This is a genomic window from Micromonospora sp. NBC_01796, from assembly GCF_035917455.1.
Lineage (GTDB): Bacteria > Actinomycetota > Actinomycetes > Mycobacteriales > Micromonosporaceae > Micromonospora_G.
The window spans coordinates 5,218,351-5,235,163 of sequence record NZ_CP109078.1 but is presented as its reverse complement, the minus strand read 5'-3'; the positions used below and the strand labels follow the sequence as shown (position 1 = coordinate 5,235,163).

General features: G+C 72.2%; 17 protein-coding genes and 1 pseudogene. 8 read left to right on the top strand and 10 right to left on the bottom strand.

Annotated elements, in window-relative coordinates; translation table 11 throughout:
- Positions 1–21: 21 nt before the first annotated feature.
- Positions 22–1,137: pseudogene (locus OIE47_RS24190) on the bottom strand (ABC transporter transmembrane domain-containing protein); the annotation flags it as partial.
- Positions 1,138–1,299: 162 nt separating this feature from the next.
- On the opposite strand from OIE47_RS24190, the gene OIE47_RS24185 reads away from it, so the two are divergent.
- A complete protein-coding gene (locus tag OIE47_RS24185; protein WP_326556807.1) occupies positions 1,300–1,929 on the top strand; it encodes a TIGR03085 family metal-binding protein in 630 nt (209 codons plus the stop codon).
- A gap of 393 nt (positions 1,930–2,322) precedes the next feature.
- Positions 2,323–3,276: a terpene synthase family protein gene (locus OIE47_RS24180; protein WP_326556806.1), complete on the top strand. Its 954-nt coding sequence runs from the start codon at positions 2,323–2,325 to the stop codon at positions 3,274–3,276.
- Between the two features lie 18 nt (positions 3,277–3,294).
- Here OIE47_RS24180 and OIE47_RS24175 read toward each other — a convergent pair whose 3' ends face one another.
- Entirely contained in the window at positions 3,295–3,783 is a 489-nt protein-coding gene (locus OIE47_RS24175; protein WP_326556805.1) for a septum formation initiator, read from the bottom strand.
- 112 nt (positions 3,784–3,895) lie between these two features.
- Here OIE47_RS24175 and OIE47_RS24170 point away from each other — a divergent pair, with 112 nt between their 5' ends.
- The 3 genes from OIE47_RS24170 to OIE47_RS24160 all read left to right on the top strand — a co-directional run bounded on the left by OIE47_RS24170 (position 3,896) and on the right by OIE47_RS24160 (position 6,519).
- Positions 3,896–4,588 carry a response regulator transcription factor gene (locus OIE47_RS24170; protein ID WP_326556804.1) on the top strand — a complete coding sequence of 231 codons (693 nt, stop codon included), beginning with the start codon at positions 3,896–3,898 and terminating at the stop codon, positions 4,586–4,588.
- A complete protein-coding gene (locus OIE47_RS24165; protein WP_326556803.1) occupies positions 4,585–5,913 on the top strand; it encodes a sensor histidine kinase in 1,329 nt (442 codons plus the stop codon). The genes OIE47_RS24170 and OIE47_RS24165 overlap by 4 nt, the downstream gene beginning before the upstream one ends.
- Before the next feature lie 102 nt (positions 5,914–6,015).
- Positions 6,016–6,519, top strand: coding sequence for a PepSY domain-containing protein (locus OIE47_RS24160; RefSeq protein ID WP_326556802.1), 504 nt, complete (start codon positions 6,016–6,018; stop codon positions 6,517–6,519).
- A 111-nt stretch (positions 6,520–6,630) separates the two neighbouring features.
- Here the strand turns inward: OIE47_RS24160 and OIE47_RS24155 are convergent, their stop codons facing one another.
- Positions 6,631–7,860: a S8 family peptidase gene (locus tag OIE47_RS24155; RefSeq protein ID WP_326556801.1), complete on the bottom strand. Its 1,230-nt coding sequence runs from the start codon at positions 7,858–7,860 to the stop codon at positions 6,631–6,633.
- 249 nt (positions 7,861–8,109) lie between these two features.
- Here OIE47_RS24155 and OIE47_RS24150 point away from each other — a divergent pair, with 249 nt between their 5' ends.
- On the top strand, positions 8,110–9,936 hold the full coding sequence (locus tag OIE47_RS24150; protein WP_326556800.1) for an AMP-dependent synthetase/ligase: 1,827 nt from the start codon (positions 8,110–8,112) through the stop codon (positions 9,934–9,936).
- A gap of 93 nt (positions 9,937–10,029) precedes the next feature.
- Here the strand turns inward: OIE47_RS24150 and yczR are convergent, their stop codons facing one another.
- On the bottom strand, positions 10,030–11,490 hold the full coding sequence (yczR, locus tag OIE47_RS24145; protein WP_326556799.1) for a MocR-like transcription factor YczR: 1,461 nt from the start codon (positions 11,488–11,490) through the stop codon (positions 10,030–10,032).
- 60 nt (positions 11,491–11,550) lie between these two features.
- Between yczR and yczE the strand changes: the two genes are divergently transcribed.
- Complete coding sequence (gene yczE, locus OIE47_RS24140) at positions 11,551–12,213, top strand: membrane protein YczE (RefSeq protein WP_326556798.1); 663 nt, start codon at positions 11,551–11,553, stop codon at positions 12,211–12,213.
- A gap of 103 nt (positions 12,214–12,316) precedes the next feature.
- Entirely contained in the window at positions 12,317–12,778 is a 462-nt protein-coding gene (locus tag OIE47_RS24135) for a hypothetical protein (RefSeq protein WP_326556797.1), read from the top strand.
- Positions 12,779–12,886: 108 nt separating this feature from the next.
- Here the strand turns inward: OIE47_RS24135 and hisF are convergent, their stop codons facing one another.
- From hisF to OIE47_RS24105, 6 genes are all read right to left on the bottom strand, one after another.
- Positions 12,887–13,657, bottom strand: a complete 771-nt coding sequence (gene hisF / locus OIE47_RS24130) for an imidazole glycerol phosphate synthase subunit HisF (protein WP_326556796.1) — start codon at positions 13,655–13,657, stop codon at positions 12,887–12,889.
- 73 nt (positions 13,658–13,730) lie between these two features.
- On the bottom strand, positions 13,731–14,732 hold the full coding sequence (locus OIE47_RS24125) for an NADP-dependent oxidoreductase (RefSeq protein WP_326556795.1): 1,002 nt from the start codon (positions 14,730–14,732) through the stop codon (positions 13,731–13,733).
- Positions 14,729–15,154: an organic hydroperoxide resistance protein gene (locus OIE47_RS24120; RefSeq protein ID WP_326563225.1), complete on the bottom strand. Its 426-nt coding sequence runs from the start codon at positions 15,152–15,154 to the stop codon at positions 14,729–14,731. Before OIE47_RS24120 ends, OIE47_RS24125 begins: the two co-directional genes overlap by 4 nt.
- A 5-nt stretch (positions 15,155–15,159) precedes the next feature.
- Positions 15,160–15,609 carry a MarR family winged helix-turn-helix transcriptional regulator gene (locus OIE47_RS24115; RefSeq protein WP_326556794.1) on the bottom strand — a complete coding sequence of 150 codons (450 nt, stop codon included), beginning with the start codon at positions 15,607–15,609 and terminating at the stop codon, positions 15,160–15,162.
- An 82-nt stretch (positions 15,610–15,691) separates the two neighbouring features.
- The gene (gene priA, locus OIE47_RS24110) at positions 15,692–16,414 is read right to left on the bottom strand and encodes a bifunctional 1-(5-phosphoribosyl)-5-((5-phosphoribosylamino)methylideneamino)imidazole-4-carboxamide isomerase/phosphoribosylanthranilate isomerase PriA (protein WP_326556793.1); all 723 of its coding nucleotides are present in this window, start codon (positions 16,412–16,414) and stop codon (positions 15,692–15,694) included.
- A 69-nt stretch (positions 16,415–16,483) separates the two neighbouring features.
- Positions 16,484–16,810, bottom strand: a complete 327-nt coding sequence (locus OIE47_RS24105) for a hypothetical protein (protein ID WP_326556792.1) — start codon at positions 16,808–16,810, stop codon at positions 16,484–16,486.
- Positions 16,811–16,813: the final 3 nt, after the last annotated feature.

Here is a 16,813-nt window from a genome sequence, read left to right as displayed (position 1 = left end):
CGGATCGGCGGCACCGGTGGGACCGCCGAGCCCGGAGTCGGCCCAGTCCGGGGGTTCGTAGCCGAACCCGACCCGGTCGAAGACGAGGGTGGCCGGTGCGTTGTCGTGCCGGTCCAGCACGGTCTGCCCGTACGGCATGTCGCCGGTGGCGGTGAGGACCCGCTGGACCCGGTCCCAGCCGGCGACGCTGCGCGGCAGTTCGGCGAGCACCCACCCGATCGCGCGTACGGGGAAGGCCAGCACGGTGAACAGGAAGGCGACGCTGACCAGTTCGGTCACGGTGACCGCGCCCTCGCGCAGCCGGAACGCCCCGACCAGCAGGACGGCCAGGGTGCCGAGGCTGGGCAGGGTGTCGAGCATCGGGTCGAAGACGCCGCGCAGCCGGCCGACCGAGATCAGCGCGTCGCGCAGCTCACCGGCCTGTACGGCGAACCGGGCGGTCTCCTGCGCCTCCCGGCCCATGGTCTTGACCACCAGGGCACCGTCGAAGCTCTCGTGCGCGATCGCGCTGACCTCGGCCCGGAGCTGCTGGGCTCGGGCCTGGCGGGGGGCCATCCGGCGGGAGTAGATGACGTTGAGCGCGAACAGCGCCGGGAAGATCGCCATGCCGACCATGGCCAGCACCCAGTCGGTGGCGAACAGCGACCCGATCGCGGCGACCAGCATGACCAGGGTGCCGACGGCGAAGGGCAGCGGGGCGATCGGGTACCAGGTGGCCTCGACGTCGGAGTTGGCGTTGGAGAGCAGGGTTCCGGTGGCGTGCCGGTGGTGCCAGGACAGCGGCAGGTCCAGGTAGCGGCGGGTGACCCGGCGCCGGTACGTCGCCTGGAGCCGGTACTGCATGTAGCCGGCGGCGATCCGGCGCCCGAAGACGCCCAGCACCTTGAACAGGCTGATCCCGACCAGGGCGGCGGCGGCGAGCGCGACCAGCCCGGCGTCGGCCCGCCCGTCGGTGATCGACGGGACCACCACGTTCCCGACGATCGCCCCGACCACGTACGCGCTGGCGATGGTGACCAGCCCGAAGAGCACGCTGCCGCTCACGGCCACGGCGAAGATCCGGGGTTCCTCCCGGATCGCCCAGCCGAGCACCCGCAGCCCCCGCCCGAGCACATCCCGACTTGTCCTGTTCGCCACTCGCTCCCCCGCCGTAAGCCATGCTTGTCCACCCCATCCTTACCGATCTGGGTGGTCGGTGACGATCTGGGTCCGATTGTGTCTGCCGTCACAGCAATCCTTACCCGCCCCGGCCGTCCCTCCCCCGAGCCGCCCGCACCGATCACGCCTACGATCGACAACATGCCGCGGTACGCCGATTCGGAACGCCAGTCGCTCGCCGACCTCCTGCTCACCCTCGGCCCGGACGCGCCGACCATCAACGAGGGCTGGGAGACCCGGCACATGGCCGCCCACCTGGTGCTCCGGGAGCGCCGGCCGGACGCCGCCGCCGGGATCATGTTCCGCCCGCTGGCCGGTCGCACCGAGCGGCTGTTGCAGAAGATGGCCGCCGAGCCGTACGACGGCCTGATCGCCCGGCTGCGCCGCCCACCCCGCTGGGGGCTGATCACCAACCCGCTCGTCAACGAGCTGGCCAACGGTCTGGAGTTCCTCGTCCACCACGAGGACGTACGCCGGGCCCAGCCGGACTGGCAGCCCCGTGACCTGTCGCCGGGGCACCAGGCGGCGGTCTGGAAGCAGTTGCCGATGATGGCCCGGATGGCACTGCGCCGGTTCCCGGCCGCGGTGGTCGTGCACGCGCCCGGCCACGGCGAGGGCTCCACCGGTGCCGGTGGGGAACCGGTACGCCTGGTCGGCGCGCCCAGCGAGCTGGCCCTGTTCCTGATGGGCCGGCAGCGGGTGGCCCGGGTGCAGCTCACCGGTTCGAACGCGCTGACCGAGCGGTTGCGTACGACCAAGCTCGGTAACTGAACCCCGCGCCTCCGTACGCCGGGCGCCCCGGTGGGTACCGCCCGCCGCAGCCAGCCGACGGTTCGTCGCCCGCGCGCAACTTGCACCGGATCCGGTCACCCGTTGGGCCCCCCGTGCCCGTAGGCTTCATCGCGCACCTCTCCCGGACACCGCGCCGCCCGGCGGCCCGTGGTGTCCGGTCCACCTCTCGGTCAACCTTCAACGGCGCGGACCCGATGCGGCGGGTCACGAGCGGTTGGGTGGGCAGGAGGCGTTCACCGGCACATTCCCCCGCTGGTGGCCCGGCCGCGATCGTCCGGCCGGTCCGTCCGAGAAGGACGGTGGCCAGCGTGCCGTGCGCGTCTCGCCACCCCGCCGCCGCCTGTCGCTGGAGGCCGTGCGACAGGGGGCAACATGCGGTCCTTCGCCGTGGCGGCACTCACCCCGCCGCCGTTTCCGGCGCACCTCAACCCGCACGCCGCCGAGTCGGCTGCGCGGTCCGCCCGGTGGGCGGCCGAACTCGGCCTGATCGTGACGACCGACGCCGCCCGGCGACTCGACCGGGCGAACGCCGGTGACCTCGCCGGACGAGCCTGCCCGGACGCCGACCCGGATCGGCTCGACCTGCTCACCGACCTGGTGACCTGGCTGTTCGCCTTCGACGACGCGTGCGACGACGACGGGCTCGGTGCCGATCCGGGTCGACTGTCGCCGGTGGTGAGCCGGCTGCTCGACGTACTCGACCTGCTCGGTGAGCCGCCGCCACCGGCGGTCCTCGCCGCCGCCGGCCCCACCGGCGCCGGACTGCACGACCTGTGCCGGCGGCTGCGCCACAACAACCGGCCCGACCTGCTGGTGCGGTTCGCCGCACGGTTCCGCGACTACCTGCTCGCCCTGCTCTGGGAGGCCGCGAACCGGGAGCACCACCGGGTGCCGGCGATCAGCGAGTACATCCAGATGCGGCGACACACCGGTGCCGTACATCCGAGTTTCGTGCTGACCGACCACGCCCGGGACGCCCGGCCGGGGGCGGCGGCGCTCGCCGACCCGCGACTGTCCGAACTGGACCGCTGGGCGGCCGACCTGGTCTGCTGGTGCAACGACGTCTTCTCGTACGGCAAGGAGCGGCTGCTGGAACAGGACGGGCACAACCTGACCCTGGTGATCGCCCGCGAGACCGGGCAGGACGAGCACACCGCGCTGCTCGACGCGGCCGGGCGGTTCAACCACGGACTCGACGCGTACCTCCGGTTGGAGGAGGTGGTGCTCGACGGCGCCGAGCCGGCGGTCACCCGGTTCGTGGCGGGACGACGGGACTGGATCCGGGCCACCTACGACTGGTCCCTGAACGCCACCCGATACGCCTGACCCGGTGAGGGCCGGCCGTCAGTCGTCGTCCAGGCTCCAGGACTCGACCGGCTGGCCGGCCTCGCACCGGACCCGTACCTCGATCTTCCGGGCGGAACTCTCGAAGGTCACCTCGGCGTCGTCGTCGGGACCGCGCTCCACCTCGCTCGCCGCGTAGCCCTGTGCCGGCGCCCAGGAGACCAGCCACACGTCGTCCCCCCGGCACTGCGCCACCACCGTGCCGCCGGGGGTGGAGAGCACCCTGTCCGACGCCGGCGGGGTCGGGCCGGCAGATCCGGACGGACCGGCGGTCGGCGTGGCGGCCGGTACCTCGGCGGTGTCACCGGGCGGGAGCGGCGTACGGGCCGGCGCGGCCAGCGCACGCGCCACCTCGTCGGCGCTGCGCACCTCACCGGCCGGACCGGTGAGTTCGGCACCGATCAGCTCCACCGCGGCCAGCCCGGTGCCCGTGGCGGCAGCCGCGGCGACCAGCCAGCCGGCCAGAGCGAGCAGGGTACGTCGAGCCATCCTCCGACTATGCCCCGCCGACCGTTAACAGTGGGACCGGAGGACCCTAAAGAACGGTAAAGCCGGCCCGCGTACCCGCGATTCGGGATACCGGCCGGATAACGTGCGTGGCGTGGCCCGTCTACTGCTCATCGAGGACGATCCGGCGATCCGTACCCCGCTGCTGCGTGCCCTGCGCGAACGCGGTCACGCGGTCGCCGCCGCCGGCACCGCGATGACCGGGCTGCAGACCGTGCTGGAGGACCGTCCGGACCTGGTGGTGCTCGACCTCGGCCTGCCCGATCTGGACGGACTGGAACTGCTGCGGATGCTGCGCGCGGTGACCGCCGTACCGGTGATCATCGCGACCGCGCGCGACGACGAGGCCGAGATCGTCCGCGGCCTCGACGCGGGCGCGGACGACTACGTGGTCAAGCCGTTCACCGCGGCCCAGCTCGATGCCCGGGTCCGCGCGGTACTCCGGCGCGGCGCCGGCCAGCCGGGAGCAGCCGCCGTGCTTGTTGTCGGCGGCCTGCGCGTGGACCCGTCGGCCCGCCAGATCAGCCTCGCCGGTACGCCGGTGGAACTCACCCCGCGCGAGTTCGACCTGCTGCACTATCTCGCCGGCCGGGCCGGTCAGGTGGTGAGCAAGCGGGAACTGCTCACCCAGGTCTGGCAGGTGCCGTACGGCGGCGCGGACAAGACCGTCGACGTGCACCTGTCCTGGCTGCGACGCAAGCTCGGGGAGACCGCCGACGCACCGCGTTACCTGCACACCGTACGCGGGGTCGGCATCCGACTCGACGCGCCGCCGGAGGACCGGTGAGGCGGCGGCTGGCGCTGCTGGTCACCGCCACCATGTGCCTGGTGCTGCTCGCCTTCCTGGTGCCGCTGGCACTGCTGCTGCGTACGGTCGCCCGGGACCGGGCCGTGGTGGCGGCCAGCGTCGACGTGCAGGGCCTGGTCCCGCTGGCCGGCAGCGCCGGCCCGGACGAACTGCGCCGGGGCGCCGCCCAGACGGCCGCCGCGACCGGCCGCCCGATCACCGTCTTCCTGCCCGACGGCACGGTGCTGGGCGCGTCGGCACCCCGGACCGACGGGGTACGACTGGCGTCGCGGGGCGAGAGCCTGACCGTGGACCTGGACAGCGGCCGGGAGATCCTGGTCGCCGTCGCGGGACGGCCGGACGGGGTCGCGGTGATCCGTACCTTCGTGCCGGAGGACGAACTGGTCCGCGGGGTCCACCGGGCCTGGTTGGTCCTCGCCGGGCTCGGGGTCGCGCTGCTCCTGCTCGGCCTCTTCGTCGCCGACCGGCTGGCCCGCTCCCTGGTCGTCCCGATCACCGAACTCGCCACGGTCTCCCACCGGCTGGCCCGCGCCGAACTGGACGCCCGCGCCCGACCGGCCGGACCGCCGGAACTGCGGGACGTGGCCACCGCGCTCAACCACCTGGCCGGGCGGATCCAGGAACTGCTCCGGGAGGAACGCGAGCAGGTGGCGGACCTGTCGCACCGGTTGCGTACGCCGTTGACCGCGCTCCGGCTGGAGTCCGAGTCGCTGGCCGGGCCGGAGGACGCCAGCCGGATCACCGCCCAGGTGGACGCGCTGGAACGGGCGGTCACCGGGCTGATCAGGCAGGCCCGGTGGCGGGGCGAGAGTGCCGGCGAGGCCGGCTGCGACGCCGCCCGGGTGGTCCGGGACCGGGTGGAGTTCTGGTCGGTGCTGGCCGAGGACACCGGCCGCCGGGTCGACCTCGACCTGGTCGACGGGCCGTTGCCGGTCGGGCTGCCCCCGGACGAACTGGCCGCGGTGGTGGACGCGTTGCTCGGCAACGTCTTCGCGCACACCCCGGACGGGACCGGCTTCGCCGTCGGTCTCACTCCTCGACCGGGCGGTGGCGCCCTGCTCACGGTGGCCGACGAGGGGCCCGGACTGCCGGCGGCGCTGGTGCATCCGGCGGCACTGGTCCGGCGGGGTACGAGTTCCGCCGGTTCGACCGGCCTCGGCCTGGACATCGCCCGCCGGGCCGCGGAGGTGAGCGGCGGTCGGCTCCGGCTCTCCGCCGGTCCGACGGGCGGGGCACGGGTGGCGGTCGAACTGGGTCCGCCCCGGCCCGCGCCGGTGTCCCGCGGGCTCGGGCCCCGGCCTTAACCTCGCCTTAGCACTCACACAGCGCGCCGCTATCCCCCGCCGGGCGAACCTTCTGGACGACACAGCCAGTTGGGCGACGCAGCCCGTTCGAGGAGGTTCGCCGTGAACCGCAAGACTTTGATCCTGATCACCGGTGGGGCGATCGCCGCCGTCGTGGGCACCGGGATCGGTGCCGCCGCCGCCGGGGTGGACAACAACCGGACGAACTCGACCGCGCTCGCCATGCCGACCGGGACACCGAGCGGCGACCCCGGCGCGACCCCGACCGGGCAGCCGTCGACCGGGTTGTCCGGCAGCCCGGCGCCGAGCGCCACCGGCGTACCGACCGGTACGGCGAGCGGCACGCCGGCCGGGACCGGTGAGATCGGGCGCGACCGGGCCACCGAGATCGCGCTCGGCCGCTCCGGCGGTGGACAGGTCACCGAGGTGGAGCGGGAGCAGGAGCACGGTCGGGAGGTCTGGAGCGTGGAGATCACCAAGGACCGGACCGAGTACGAGGTGGACGTCGACGCGGTCAACGGGGAGATCGTGAAGGCCGAGGACGAGCCGGCCGACTCGGACGACGACGACAGGGGCGATGACGACAACGACGGGGACGACGACTGAGCGGTCCCGCCGTCACCGCCCACGGTGACCTGGACGAGCCGATGCCCGGCTCGGCTCCCCTCGGGGACGCCGGGCCGGGCACCGGGTCGTTCAGGTGGTCGACCGGAGATGTCAGTTGACCACGAAGAGCAGGCGGTTCGGCGAACCGCTGCCGGGGTTGGTGACCACGTTCTGGGTCGCGTTGTTGTAGAGGTAGTTGCGTACCTGGGTCGGGGTGTAGGTCGGGTTGGTCGAGAGCACCAGGGCCGCCGCGCCGGCCACGTGCGGCGAGGCCATCGACGTACCGCTGATGCTGTTGGTCGCGGTGTTACTGGTGTACCAGGCCGAGGTGATCGACGAACCCGGCGCGAAGATGTCCAGGCAGGTGCCGTAGTTCGAGTACGACGCGCGGGCGTCGGTGCTGGTGGTGGCGCCGACGGTGATCGCCGAGGGGGTACGGGCCGGCGACGAGTTGCAGGCGTTGGCGCTGGAGTTGCCGGCCGCCAGGGCGTACGTCACGCCGGAGCTGATCGAGCTGGCGACCGCGTTGTCCAGCGCGGTGCTGGCGCCGCCACCGAGGCTCATGTTGGCCACCGCGGGCTTCACCGCGTTCTGGGTGACCCAGTTGACGCCGGCGATGACACCGGCGTTGGTGCCGCTGCCGGAGCAGTTGAGCACCCGTACGCCGACCAGCCGGACCGCCTTGGCCACCCCGTACGCGGAGCCGCCGACGGTGCCGGCGACGTGCGTGCCGTGCCCGTTGCAGTCGTCGGCCGAACCGCCGTCGACCGCGTCGTAACCGCTGGTGGCCCGGCCGCCGAAGTCGTTGTGCGAGAAGCGGATGCCGGTGTCGATGATGTACGCCCGCACGTTGCTGGCGGTGTTCGGGTACGTGTACGAGCGGTTCAACGGCAGGTTGCGCTGGTCGATGCGGTCCAGCCCCCAGGACGGCGGGTTGGTCTGGGTGGCGTTGATCGACACCACCTGGTCCTGCTCGACGTACGCGACGTCGGGGTGGGCGGCGAGGCGCTGGGCCGCCTTGGCGCTCAGCCGGGCCTCGAAGCCGTTCAGGGCCGTGCCGTACACCTGGGCGACGCTGCCGCCGTACTTGTCGGCCAGTTCGCCGGCCTTGGTCGGTACCGCCGTGGCGGCCCGTGCCGTGCCGGCCGCCGCGCCGACGGCGCCGTCCTTGAGGACCACGATGTAGCTGCCCGCGACCGCGTTCGGGCTACCCGCGAGCCGTACCTCGCCGGTTGCCGGTGCGGCGGCCGCCGGGGTGGTGGTGGCTACCGCGGCGGTCGCCGCCGCGACGAAGATTCCGAGCGCCAGCCGGCGCGCGTAGCGCAAGTCCGCACGTGTCATCTTCCGACTCCTCCCTGACCGTCCCGAGATGGATCGATCGAGGTCAGCCTATGTAATAACATCATCTGCGCTCTATATCGAAATCCTCATATCACGCACCGACCGGCCCATCGGGGTACCGGCCTTTCGGCTACTGAGCGCCCCGGTCGCTCCGGGGGTAGCCGAGCCGGACCCCACGCAATACTGTCTAGTAACCAACATTTAACGTGATGCCCGTCACGCACCCATATTCGGAAGGCTGACCCCCTCATGGCTTTCGACCTCCCGTACCGGTCCGTCCCGGACATGTTCCTGCAGCGCGTCACCGCCACCCCCGACCGACAGGCGTTCGGTTACCCCGCCCCGGACGACTCCGGCCCGGTCTGGTTGACCTGGTCACAGGTCGGCCAGCGGGCCAAGGCGGTCGCCGCCGGCCTGCGCGAACTCGGCGTCGGGCGGGAGGACCGGGTGGCGATCCTGGCCAACACCCGGCTCGACTGGGTCGTCGCCGACCTCGGCATCATGTGCGCGGGTGGCGCGACCACCACGGTCTACCCGACAACCGAGCCGCAGGACGCCAGTTTCATCGTGGCCGACTCCGGCTCCCGGGTGCTGATCGCGGAGAACGCCACCCAGGCCGGCAAGATCGCGGGGGCGGACCTGCCCGCGCTGACCCACGTCGTCCTCATCGACGGCACGGCCGACCCGGCCGCCGCCATCCCCCAGATCACCCTCGCCGACCTGGAGATCCGGGGTACGCAGGCACTCGACCGGGACCCCGAGCTGATCGAGCGGATCGTGGCGGAGATCGGCGGGGACGACCTGGCCACCCTGATCTACACCTCGGGCACCACCGGCCGCCCCAAGGGCGTCGAGCTGCTGCACGCCGGTTGGGTCTGGGAGGGCGTACGGCAGGCCGAGTTCGAGTTGCTCCGGCCGGACGACCTGCAGTACCTCTGGCTCCCGCTGTCGCACTCGTTCGGCAAGACGCTGATCTGCGGCGTGATCCACGTCGGCCTGCCGACCTACGTCGACGGGCGGGTGGACAAACTGGTCGACCTGCTCTCCGTGGTCCGGCCGACGCTGATGTGCGGGGCGCCCCGGGTGTTCGAGAAGGTCTACAACAAGACCGTCACCACGGCCCAGTCCGGCGGTGGGGCCAAGGCGAAGATCTTCGCCTGGGCGGTCCGTACCGGCAAGGAGAAGGTCCGGCTCGAACAGGCCGGCTCACCGGTGCCGGGAGGGCTCGCGTTCCGCTACCGGCTGGCCGAGAAGCTGGTCTTCAGCAAGTTGCAGGCCCGGCTCGGCGGGCGGATCCGGGTGATGGTCTCCGGGGCCGCCCCGCTGAGCCCGGAGATCGGCGCGTTCTTCGCTGCCGCGAACCTGCCGATCTCGGAGGGGTACGGGCTGACCGAGACCAGCGCCGGCAACTTCGTCAACCGGCCCGGCAAACTCAGGATCGGTACGGTCGGCCAGCGCCTCGGCGACCTCGAATGCAAGATCGACTCCGACGGTGAGGTGCTGCTGCGCGGCGCCCCGGTGATGCGCGGTTACCACAACCTGCCGGCGGAGACCGCCGCCGCGTTCACCGAGGACGGCTTCTTCCGCACCGGTGACATCGGGACGCTCGACGAGCAGGGCTACCTGAAGATCACCGACCGGAAGAAGGACCTGGTCAAGACGTCCGGCGGCAAGTACATCGCGCCGTCGCACATCGAGGGCCTGTTCAAGGCGCTGTGCCCGTACACCTCGCAGGCGCTGGTGATCGGCCAGGCCCGCAACTACTGCGTCATGCTGGTCACCCTGGACCCGGACGCGATCGCCGGCTGGGCGGTCGGCGGCCCGCTGGCCGGCAAGCCGTACGCCGAGATCGTCGGCTCCGCCGAGGTACGCGCCATGGTCGACGGCTTCGTGCAGGAGCTGAACGGCAAGCTCAACCGCTGGGAGACGATCAAGAAGGTCAGCATCCTGCCCCGCGACCTGACCATCGAGGACGGGGAGCTGACCCCCTCGCTGAAGATCAAGCGTCGCGGCGTGGAGGCGAACTTCGCCGACGAGATCGACAAGTTGTACCAGGGCTCGCTCGCCGAGATCTGATCCCCACCGCGCTCGGCCGCTCCCCCGGTCGAGGGTCAGGAAGGGCCCCTTGCCTCGGAATCCGACAACGGGGGCCCTTCCCGACGCGCGGTCTCACGCGATGACGGCGGGTTCTCTCCACTGCGGGCGGGCGGCCGAGCGGTCCAGGTCGTAGCGGACCGCCGCGATCCGGTGCACCGCCTCCACCAGGTCCGCGGCCGGCAGGGTGAACGGCAGCCGCAGGAAACGTTCGAGGGTTCCGTCGAGGCCGAACCGGGGACCGGGGGCGAGCCGTACGCCGACCTCCTCGGCGGCCCGGGACAGGGCGCTGGAGATCGGCCCGTCCAGTTCCGCCCAGAGGGTCACCCCGCCCTGCGGCACGGTGACCTGCCAGTCCGGCAGCGACTCGCGCAACACGGCGAGCAGGGCGTCGCGCTGCTCGGCCAACTGGGCCCGGCGGGCGGCCACGATCGTCGGGGCGTCGGCGAGCAGGCGTACGGCGACCAGTTGGTCCAGCACCGGGCTGGCCATGTCGACACCGACCCGGGCCGCCGCCAGCCGCTGCACCTGGGGTGCCGAGGCGCGTACCCAGCCGATGCGCAGGCCGCCCCAGTACGGCTTGCTCATGCCGCCGATCGAGATCACCCGGGAGTGCCGGTCGAAGACGGCCACGGGCGGTGGCATCGGGGCGTCGGTCAGCGGCAGGTCCACGAAGGACTCGTCGACGACCAGGTCGGTGCCACCGGCGTGGGCCGCAGCGACCACCCGCTCGCGCAGGTCGGCCGACATCAGGTGCCCGGTCGGGTTCTGGAACTCCGGGATCAGGTAGGCCAGTCGTGGCCGGCTCTGGCGCAACGCACTGAGCAGCAGTTCCCCGTCCCACCCGGATCCGCCCGGCGCCAGGCCGTGGGTGGCGATCCGGGCCCGCCGTGCGGCCAGCGCGGCCAGCGCGTTCGGATAGGTGGGCGACTCGACCAGTACGCTGCCGCCGGTCGGCAGGGCCAGCCGCAGCACCAGATCCAGCGCGTGCTGGGTGCCACTGGTGACCATGATCTGCTCGGCGCTGGTCGGCAGTCCGCGATCGGTGTAACCGCAGGCGATCGCCTCGCGCAGTTCGACGATGCCGGTCGGGTGGTAACCGGCGCCGCCGAGGTAGCGGGGCAGGTCCTCGGCGGCGGCGCGGGCGGCCGGCACCAGTTGGGCCGGCGCGGCGAGCGCGGCGCAGCCGAGGTCGATCATGTCGAGGTCGTCCTGCGGGGTCCAGAGGCCGGAGCTGGCGACCCGGTGTCCACCGGGGAGCATGGTCCAGCTTCCGGCGCCGCGCCGGCTGTTGAGGTGGCCGCTCTCGCGCAACTCCCGGTACGCGGCGGTGACCGTGGTACGGCTGACCAGCAGCGCCTCGGCCAGCTCACGTTCGGCCGGGAGTCGTACGCCCAACGGCAGCCGACCGTCGGCGAGCAGTCCGCGTACGGAACTGGCGAGGGCGAGGTAGTCGGGACTGCGGCGGCGGCCCGGCAACGAGTGCCACTGACCCAGCAGGCGAGCCAATTGCGTGCCACGTACCAGCACCGTCATGGCCACCCACCCTCAATTGGCTATCTTCCGGCCCTCGAATTGGTACTTAGAGTGGCATCCGTGACCCAGATTGGCAACCTCCGTGACCGGCTGACCCGGCGCCTCGTGCAGCTCTTCGCCGGCCTGATCCTCTACGGCTTCAGCATGGCGCTGATGCTCGAGTCGACGCTCGGCCTGGACCCGTGGGACGTCTTCCACCAGGGCCTGGCCGAACGCACCGGGCTCTCCTTCGGCACGGTGGTCATCGTGGTCGGCGCCCTGGTACTGCTGCTCTGGATCCCGCTGCGGCAGCGCCCCGGCATCGGCACGGTCAGCAACGTGGTGGTGATCGGGCTGGTGGTCGACGCCGGGCAGTACGTCCTGCCCACCCCGTCGGCGCTCGCCGCCCGGATCGGGTTCCTGGTCGCCGGGATCCTGCTCAACGGGGTGGCCACCGGTCTCTACCTGGGTGCCCGACTCGGCCCCGGTCCCCGCGACGGGCTGATGACCGGCTTTGTCGCCCGCCGCCCGGGGCGCTCCATCCGGCTGGTCCGTACGGTGATCGAGGTCGGGGTGCTCGCGGTCGGCGTACTGCTCGGCGGCACGGTCGGCGTCGGCACGGTCGTGTACGCGCTCGCCATCGGGCCGCTCGCCCACCTGTTCATCCCGATGTTCCACATCCCGCCCACCGCCGCCGGTCCGGCCCCCGGGCAGCCGGCCGCCACAGCCGCCGGACCGGCATAGACAGGGTTCGTTGTCGCAGGTCCGGGGCTCGGGAGCGGGTGAGGCGGGAAACACAGTCCCCGCAATGGTTCCCTCCACGGCGATCACACGGCATCATTTGCCCATGGGGGATGAGGGGTGGCGTTGGGCAGACGCCTGGATCTTCGTGTCGCTCGTGATCGCCGGAGGCGCCGGGCGACACCGACGGTCCGCGACCACCCGCCGCCCCGAGGGCGTACGCCTCGCCGACGTCCTCTCCACCGCTGACCACCTCAACCACGCCATCCCCGGCCGGCACGAGGTCGAGGCGGCCGTACGCCGACTCGCCGGTGCCGAGCTGATCAACGTGGCGGACGGCTGGTTCCGGGTCACCCCGGCCGGCGAACACCTCTGGCGTACGCGCCCGCGCGGCGGCCTGGCCAGTGCGGTCGAGACGGTGCACGCGGTGCTGAGCCGGCGAGCCGCTCCGGGCGAGGCCACGGACTGGGAACTCCACGAGGACGAACACGCCGCCGCAGTGCTCGAGTTCTCCGCCCGCACCACCATCCCCCACCCCCGCCGCTCCCCCGAAAACGACCCCGGATAGCCCGACGATCTTGCACTTGTGGTGGTACGCAAATCCGGATGAGTACCCCGATTCGGGCACCACAACTGCAAGATCGTCGGAACCCCGGACGGGCGGACGGGCCGGGGGCTAGCGGGTGGGGTGGCCGGCGGTTTGGAGGGCGTTCTTGACGTCGGCGATGGTGAGTTCGCCGAAGTGGAAGACGCTGGCGGCGAGGACCGCGTCGGCGCCCGCGTCGACCGCCGGGGGGAAGTCGGTCACCGCGCCCGCGCCCCCGCTGGCGACCACCGGGACCTCGACCACCTGCCGGACCGCCCCGATCAGGGCCAGGTCGAACCCGGCCTTGGTGCCGTCGGCGTCCATCGAGTTGAGCAGGATCTCCCCGGCGCCCAGCTCGGCGGCCCGCCGCGCCCACTCGACCGCGTCCAGCCCGGTCCCCCGGCGTCCGCCGTGGGTGGTGACCTCGAACCCGCTCGGCGTGGTGGTGCCGGCCGGTGCCCGGCGTACGTCCAGCGAGAGCACCAGGACCTGGCTGCCGAACCGTTCGGCGATCTCGGCGATCAGCTCCGGTCGGGCGATCGCGGCGGTGTTGACCCCGACCTTGTCGGCACCGGCACGCAGCAGGGTGTCCACGTCGGCGACCTTGCGTACGCCGCCGCCGACCGTCAACGGGATGAAAACCGACTCGGCGGTACGGCGTACTACGTCGAGCATGGTGCCCCGGTCGTCGACCGAGGCCGTCACGTCGAGGAAGGTCAGCTCGTCCGCACCGGCCCGGTCGTACGCGGCGGCCAGCTCGACCGGGTCGCCGGCATCGCGCAGGTCGAGGAAGTTGACCCCCTTGACCACCCGCCCGGCGTCCACGTCGAGACAGGGGATCACGCGCACCGCCACGGTCATGGGTCGAGCTTAACCGCCCGCCCGGGCCGGACCGACCGCGCGGCGGTCAGGTCCGGCCGGGGTACGGGCACCGTCAGAGACGTACCAGCATCTTGCCCAGGTTCTCGCCGCGGAGCAGGCCGAGGAACGCCGACGGGGCGTTGTCCAGGCCCTCGACCACGGTCTCGTCGTACTGGAGCTGCCCGGAGCGCAGCCAACCGGACATCTCGCCGAGGAACTGCGTACGCAGCCCGACGTGGTCGTGGATCAGGAACCCGCGCAGGGTGAGCCGCTTCGACACGGTCAGTGCCAGGTTGCGCGGTCCCGCCACCGGTTCGGTCGCGTTGTACTGGGAGATCATGCCGCAGATCGCCACCCGGCCGTGCAGCCGGAGCGAGGAGAGCGCAGCCTCCAGGTGGTCGCCGCCGACGTTGTCGAAGTAGACGTCGATCCCGTCCGGCGCGGCCTCCTTCAGCGACTCCCGTACGGGCTGGTCGCGGTAGTTGAACGCGGCGTCGAAACCGAGCGCGAGGAGGCGCTGCACCTTCTCCGCCGAGCCGGCGCTGCCGACCACCCGTCCGGCGCCCTTGAGCTTCGCGATCTGGCCGGCGAGGCTGCCGACCGCACCGGCGGCGGCCGAGACGAAGACATCCTCGCCCGGCTGGAGCGCGGCGACGTCGACCAGCCCGGCGTACGCGGTCAGCCCGATCCCGCCGAGCGGGCCGAGGTACGCCGACACCGGTGCGACCTCCGGGTCGATCCGGTGCGCCCCCCGGGCGTCGAGTACGGCGTACTCCCGCCAGCCGAGGTTGTGCTGCACCAGGTCACCGGGCTGGAACGCGTCGGTGTCGCTGGCGATCACCTCGCCGATCGCGGCCCCGTACAGCGGTGCGTCGAGCTCGTACGGCGCCGCGTACGACTTGACGTCGTTCATCCGCCCGCGCATGTACGGGTCGACCGACATGAGCTGGTTGCGGACCAGCACCTGCCCCGGTCCGGGGTCCGGCACCGGGACCTTGACCAGGTTGAAGTTGTCCAGGGTGGGCCAGCCGTGCGGGCGGCTGGCCAGGTGGATCTCCCGGCCGGTGCGGCTCATCGGGTCTGCCCGAGCCGCAGGTCCACCTCGATGTTCCCGCGCACCGCGTTGGAGTAGGGGCAGACCTGGTGGGCCTGCTCGACGAGCTGCTCGGCGGCGGCCCGGTCGATCTCGGGCAGGTCGACCACGAGGGTCACGGCCAGGCCGAAGCCGGCGCCCTCGCCGCGTCCGATGCCCACCTCGGCGGTCACCACGGAGCCGGTGACGTCGGCCTTCGCCCTGCGCCCGAGCAGTTTGAGCGCGGAGTGGAAGCAGGCCGCGTAACCGGCGGCGAAGAGCTGTTCGGGGTTGCTGCCGCCGCCCTCGCCACCCATCTCCTTCGGCACCGCGAGGTCGATCTCCAGCGTTCCGTCGCTGGTCCGCACCTTGCCGCCCCGGCCCTCGCCGGTGGACTGCGCCTCTGCCGTGTAGAGCACCTGCATGGTGATCACTGCTCCTTCTGCTGGTGGATCAGTTGGGTGATCTGGTTCAGGGTGCCGCGCAGCGCGACCAGGTCCGGCCCGGTCAGCCCGGTGGCCCGGACGATCCGCCGGGGCACCTGCTCGACCCGCTGGCGCAGCGCCCGTCCGGCGCCGGTCAGCTCGATCTCGACCAGGCGTTCGTCCCGGGCCGCCCGTCGCCGGGTAACCAGGCCGGCCCGCTCCAGCCGCTTGAGCAGCGGGGAGAGGGTGCCCGAGTCCAGGTGCAGTTCGGCGCCGAGTTGCTTGACCGTGGGTGGGTCGTCGGGCCGTTTCCAGAGCACGAGCAGGACCAGGTACTGCGGGTAGGTGAGCCCGAACTCGTCCAGGATCGGCCGGTAGAGGTCGGTGACGGCACGGGAGGTGGCATACAGCGCGAAACAGACCTGCTGGTCCAGCGCCAGTTCGTCCACATCCATGGGGTGAACGATAGCTCTCAATTCAATTGTGCACAACTGATCTGGGTACGGTCCGCCATCCGCGTGGATGGCGACCCCGGCCCTACTCGGCCAGTACGGCGAGCGCCTCGGCCACGGTGAACGCGCCGGAGTAGAGCGCCTTGCCGGCGATCACACCCTCCACCCCGATCGGCTCCAGCGCGGCCAGCGCCCGCAGGTCATCCAGAGTGGACACACCACCGGAGGCGATCACCGGCGCGTCGGTACGGGAGCAGACCTCACGCAGCAGGTCGAGGTTCGGCCCACGCATGGTCCCGTCCTTGGTGATGTCGGTCAGCACGTACCGGCTCGCGCCGGCCTTGTCCAACCGCTCGAGGACCTCGAACAGGTCACCGCCGTCGCGGGTCCAACCACGGGCGGACAGCGTACGGCCGCGCACGTCCAGGCCGATCGCCACCCGGTCGCCGTACTCGGCCAGGACCCGGTCGCACCAGACCGGATCCTCCAGTGCGGCGGTGCCGATGTTGACCCGGGCCGCACCGGTGCCGAGCGCCGCCCGCAGCGACTCGTCGTCCCGGATGCCACCGGAGAGTTCCACCTGCACGTCCAGCCGCCGGACCACGTCGGCCAGCAGGTGCGCGTTCGAGCCACGGCCGAAGGCGGCGTCGAGGTCGACCAGGTGCAGCCAGGTCGCCCCGTCCCGCTGCCAGGCCAGGGCGGCGTCCATCGGATCGCCGTACGTCGTCTCGCTGCCCGCGGCGCCCTGGACCAGGCGTACCGCCCGGCCGTCGGCTACGTCGACGGCCGGAAACAGGGTGAGGCTCACAGTGTCTCCTGTATCTAGGTGATCCGGACTCCGGCGACCCGCCGGTGGTTCCCGGTCACAACGAAGGGTCTAGATCCGGCGCCCGAACGCGAGCACCACGACCGCCGGCAGTACGAGCAGCAGCAACATGATCAAACCCAGGCGCAGGCCCAGGTCGTCGACCAGGAACCAGATCGCACCGAGCACCGCGATCGAGAGCACCGCCACCCCGGCCCGCTGGCTGCGGCTGCGCCGGGCGAACATCCGCCCGGTACGCCGGTCCGGCAGCCGCGGGGTCAGGCGCCGCAGCAGCGTACGCCGCCACTGACGGCGGGCCACCCGCCGGGCGCGTACCGCCCGTGCCTTCTCGGCCTCGGCCTCGCGTACGGCCCGCCGTCGGGCCCGCTCCTTGCTCACCGG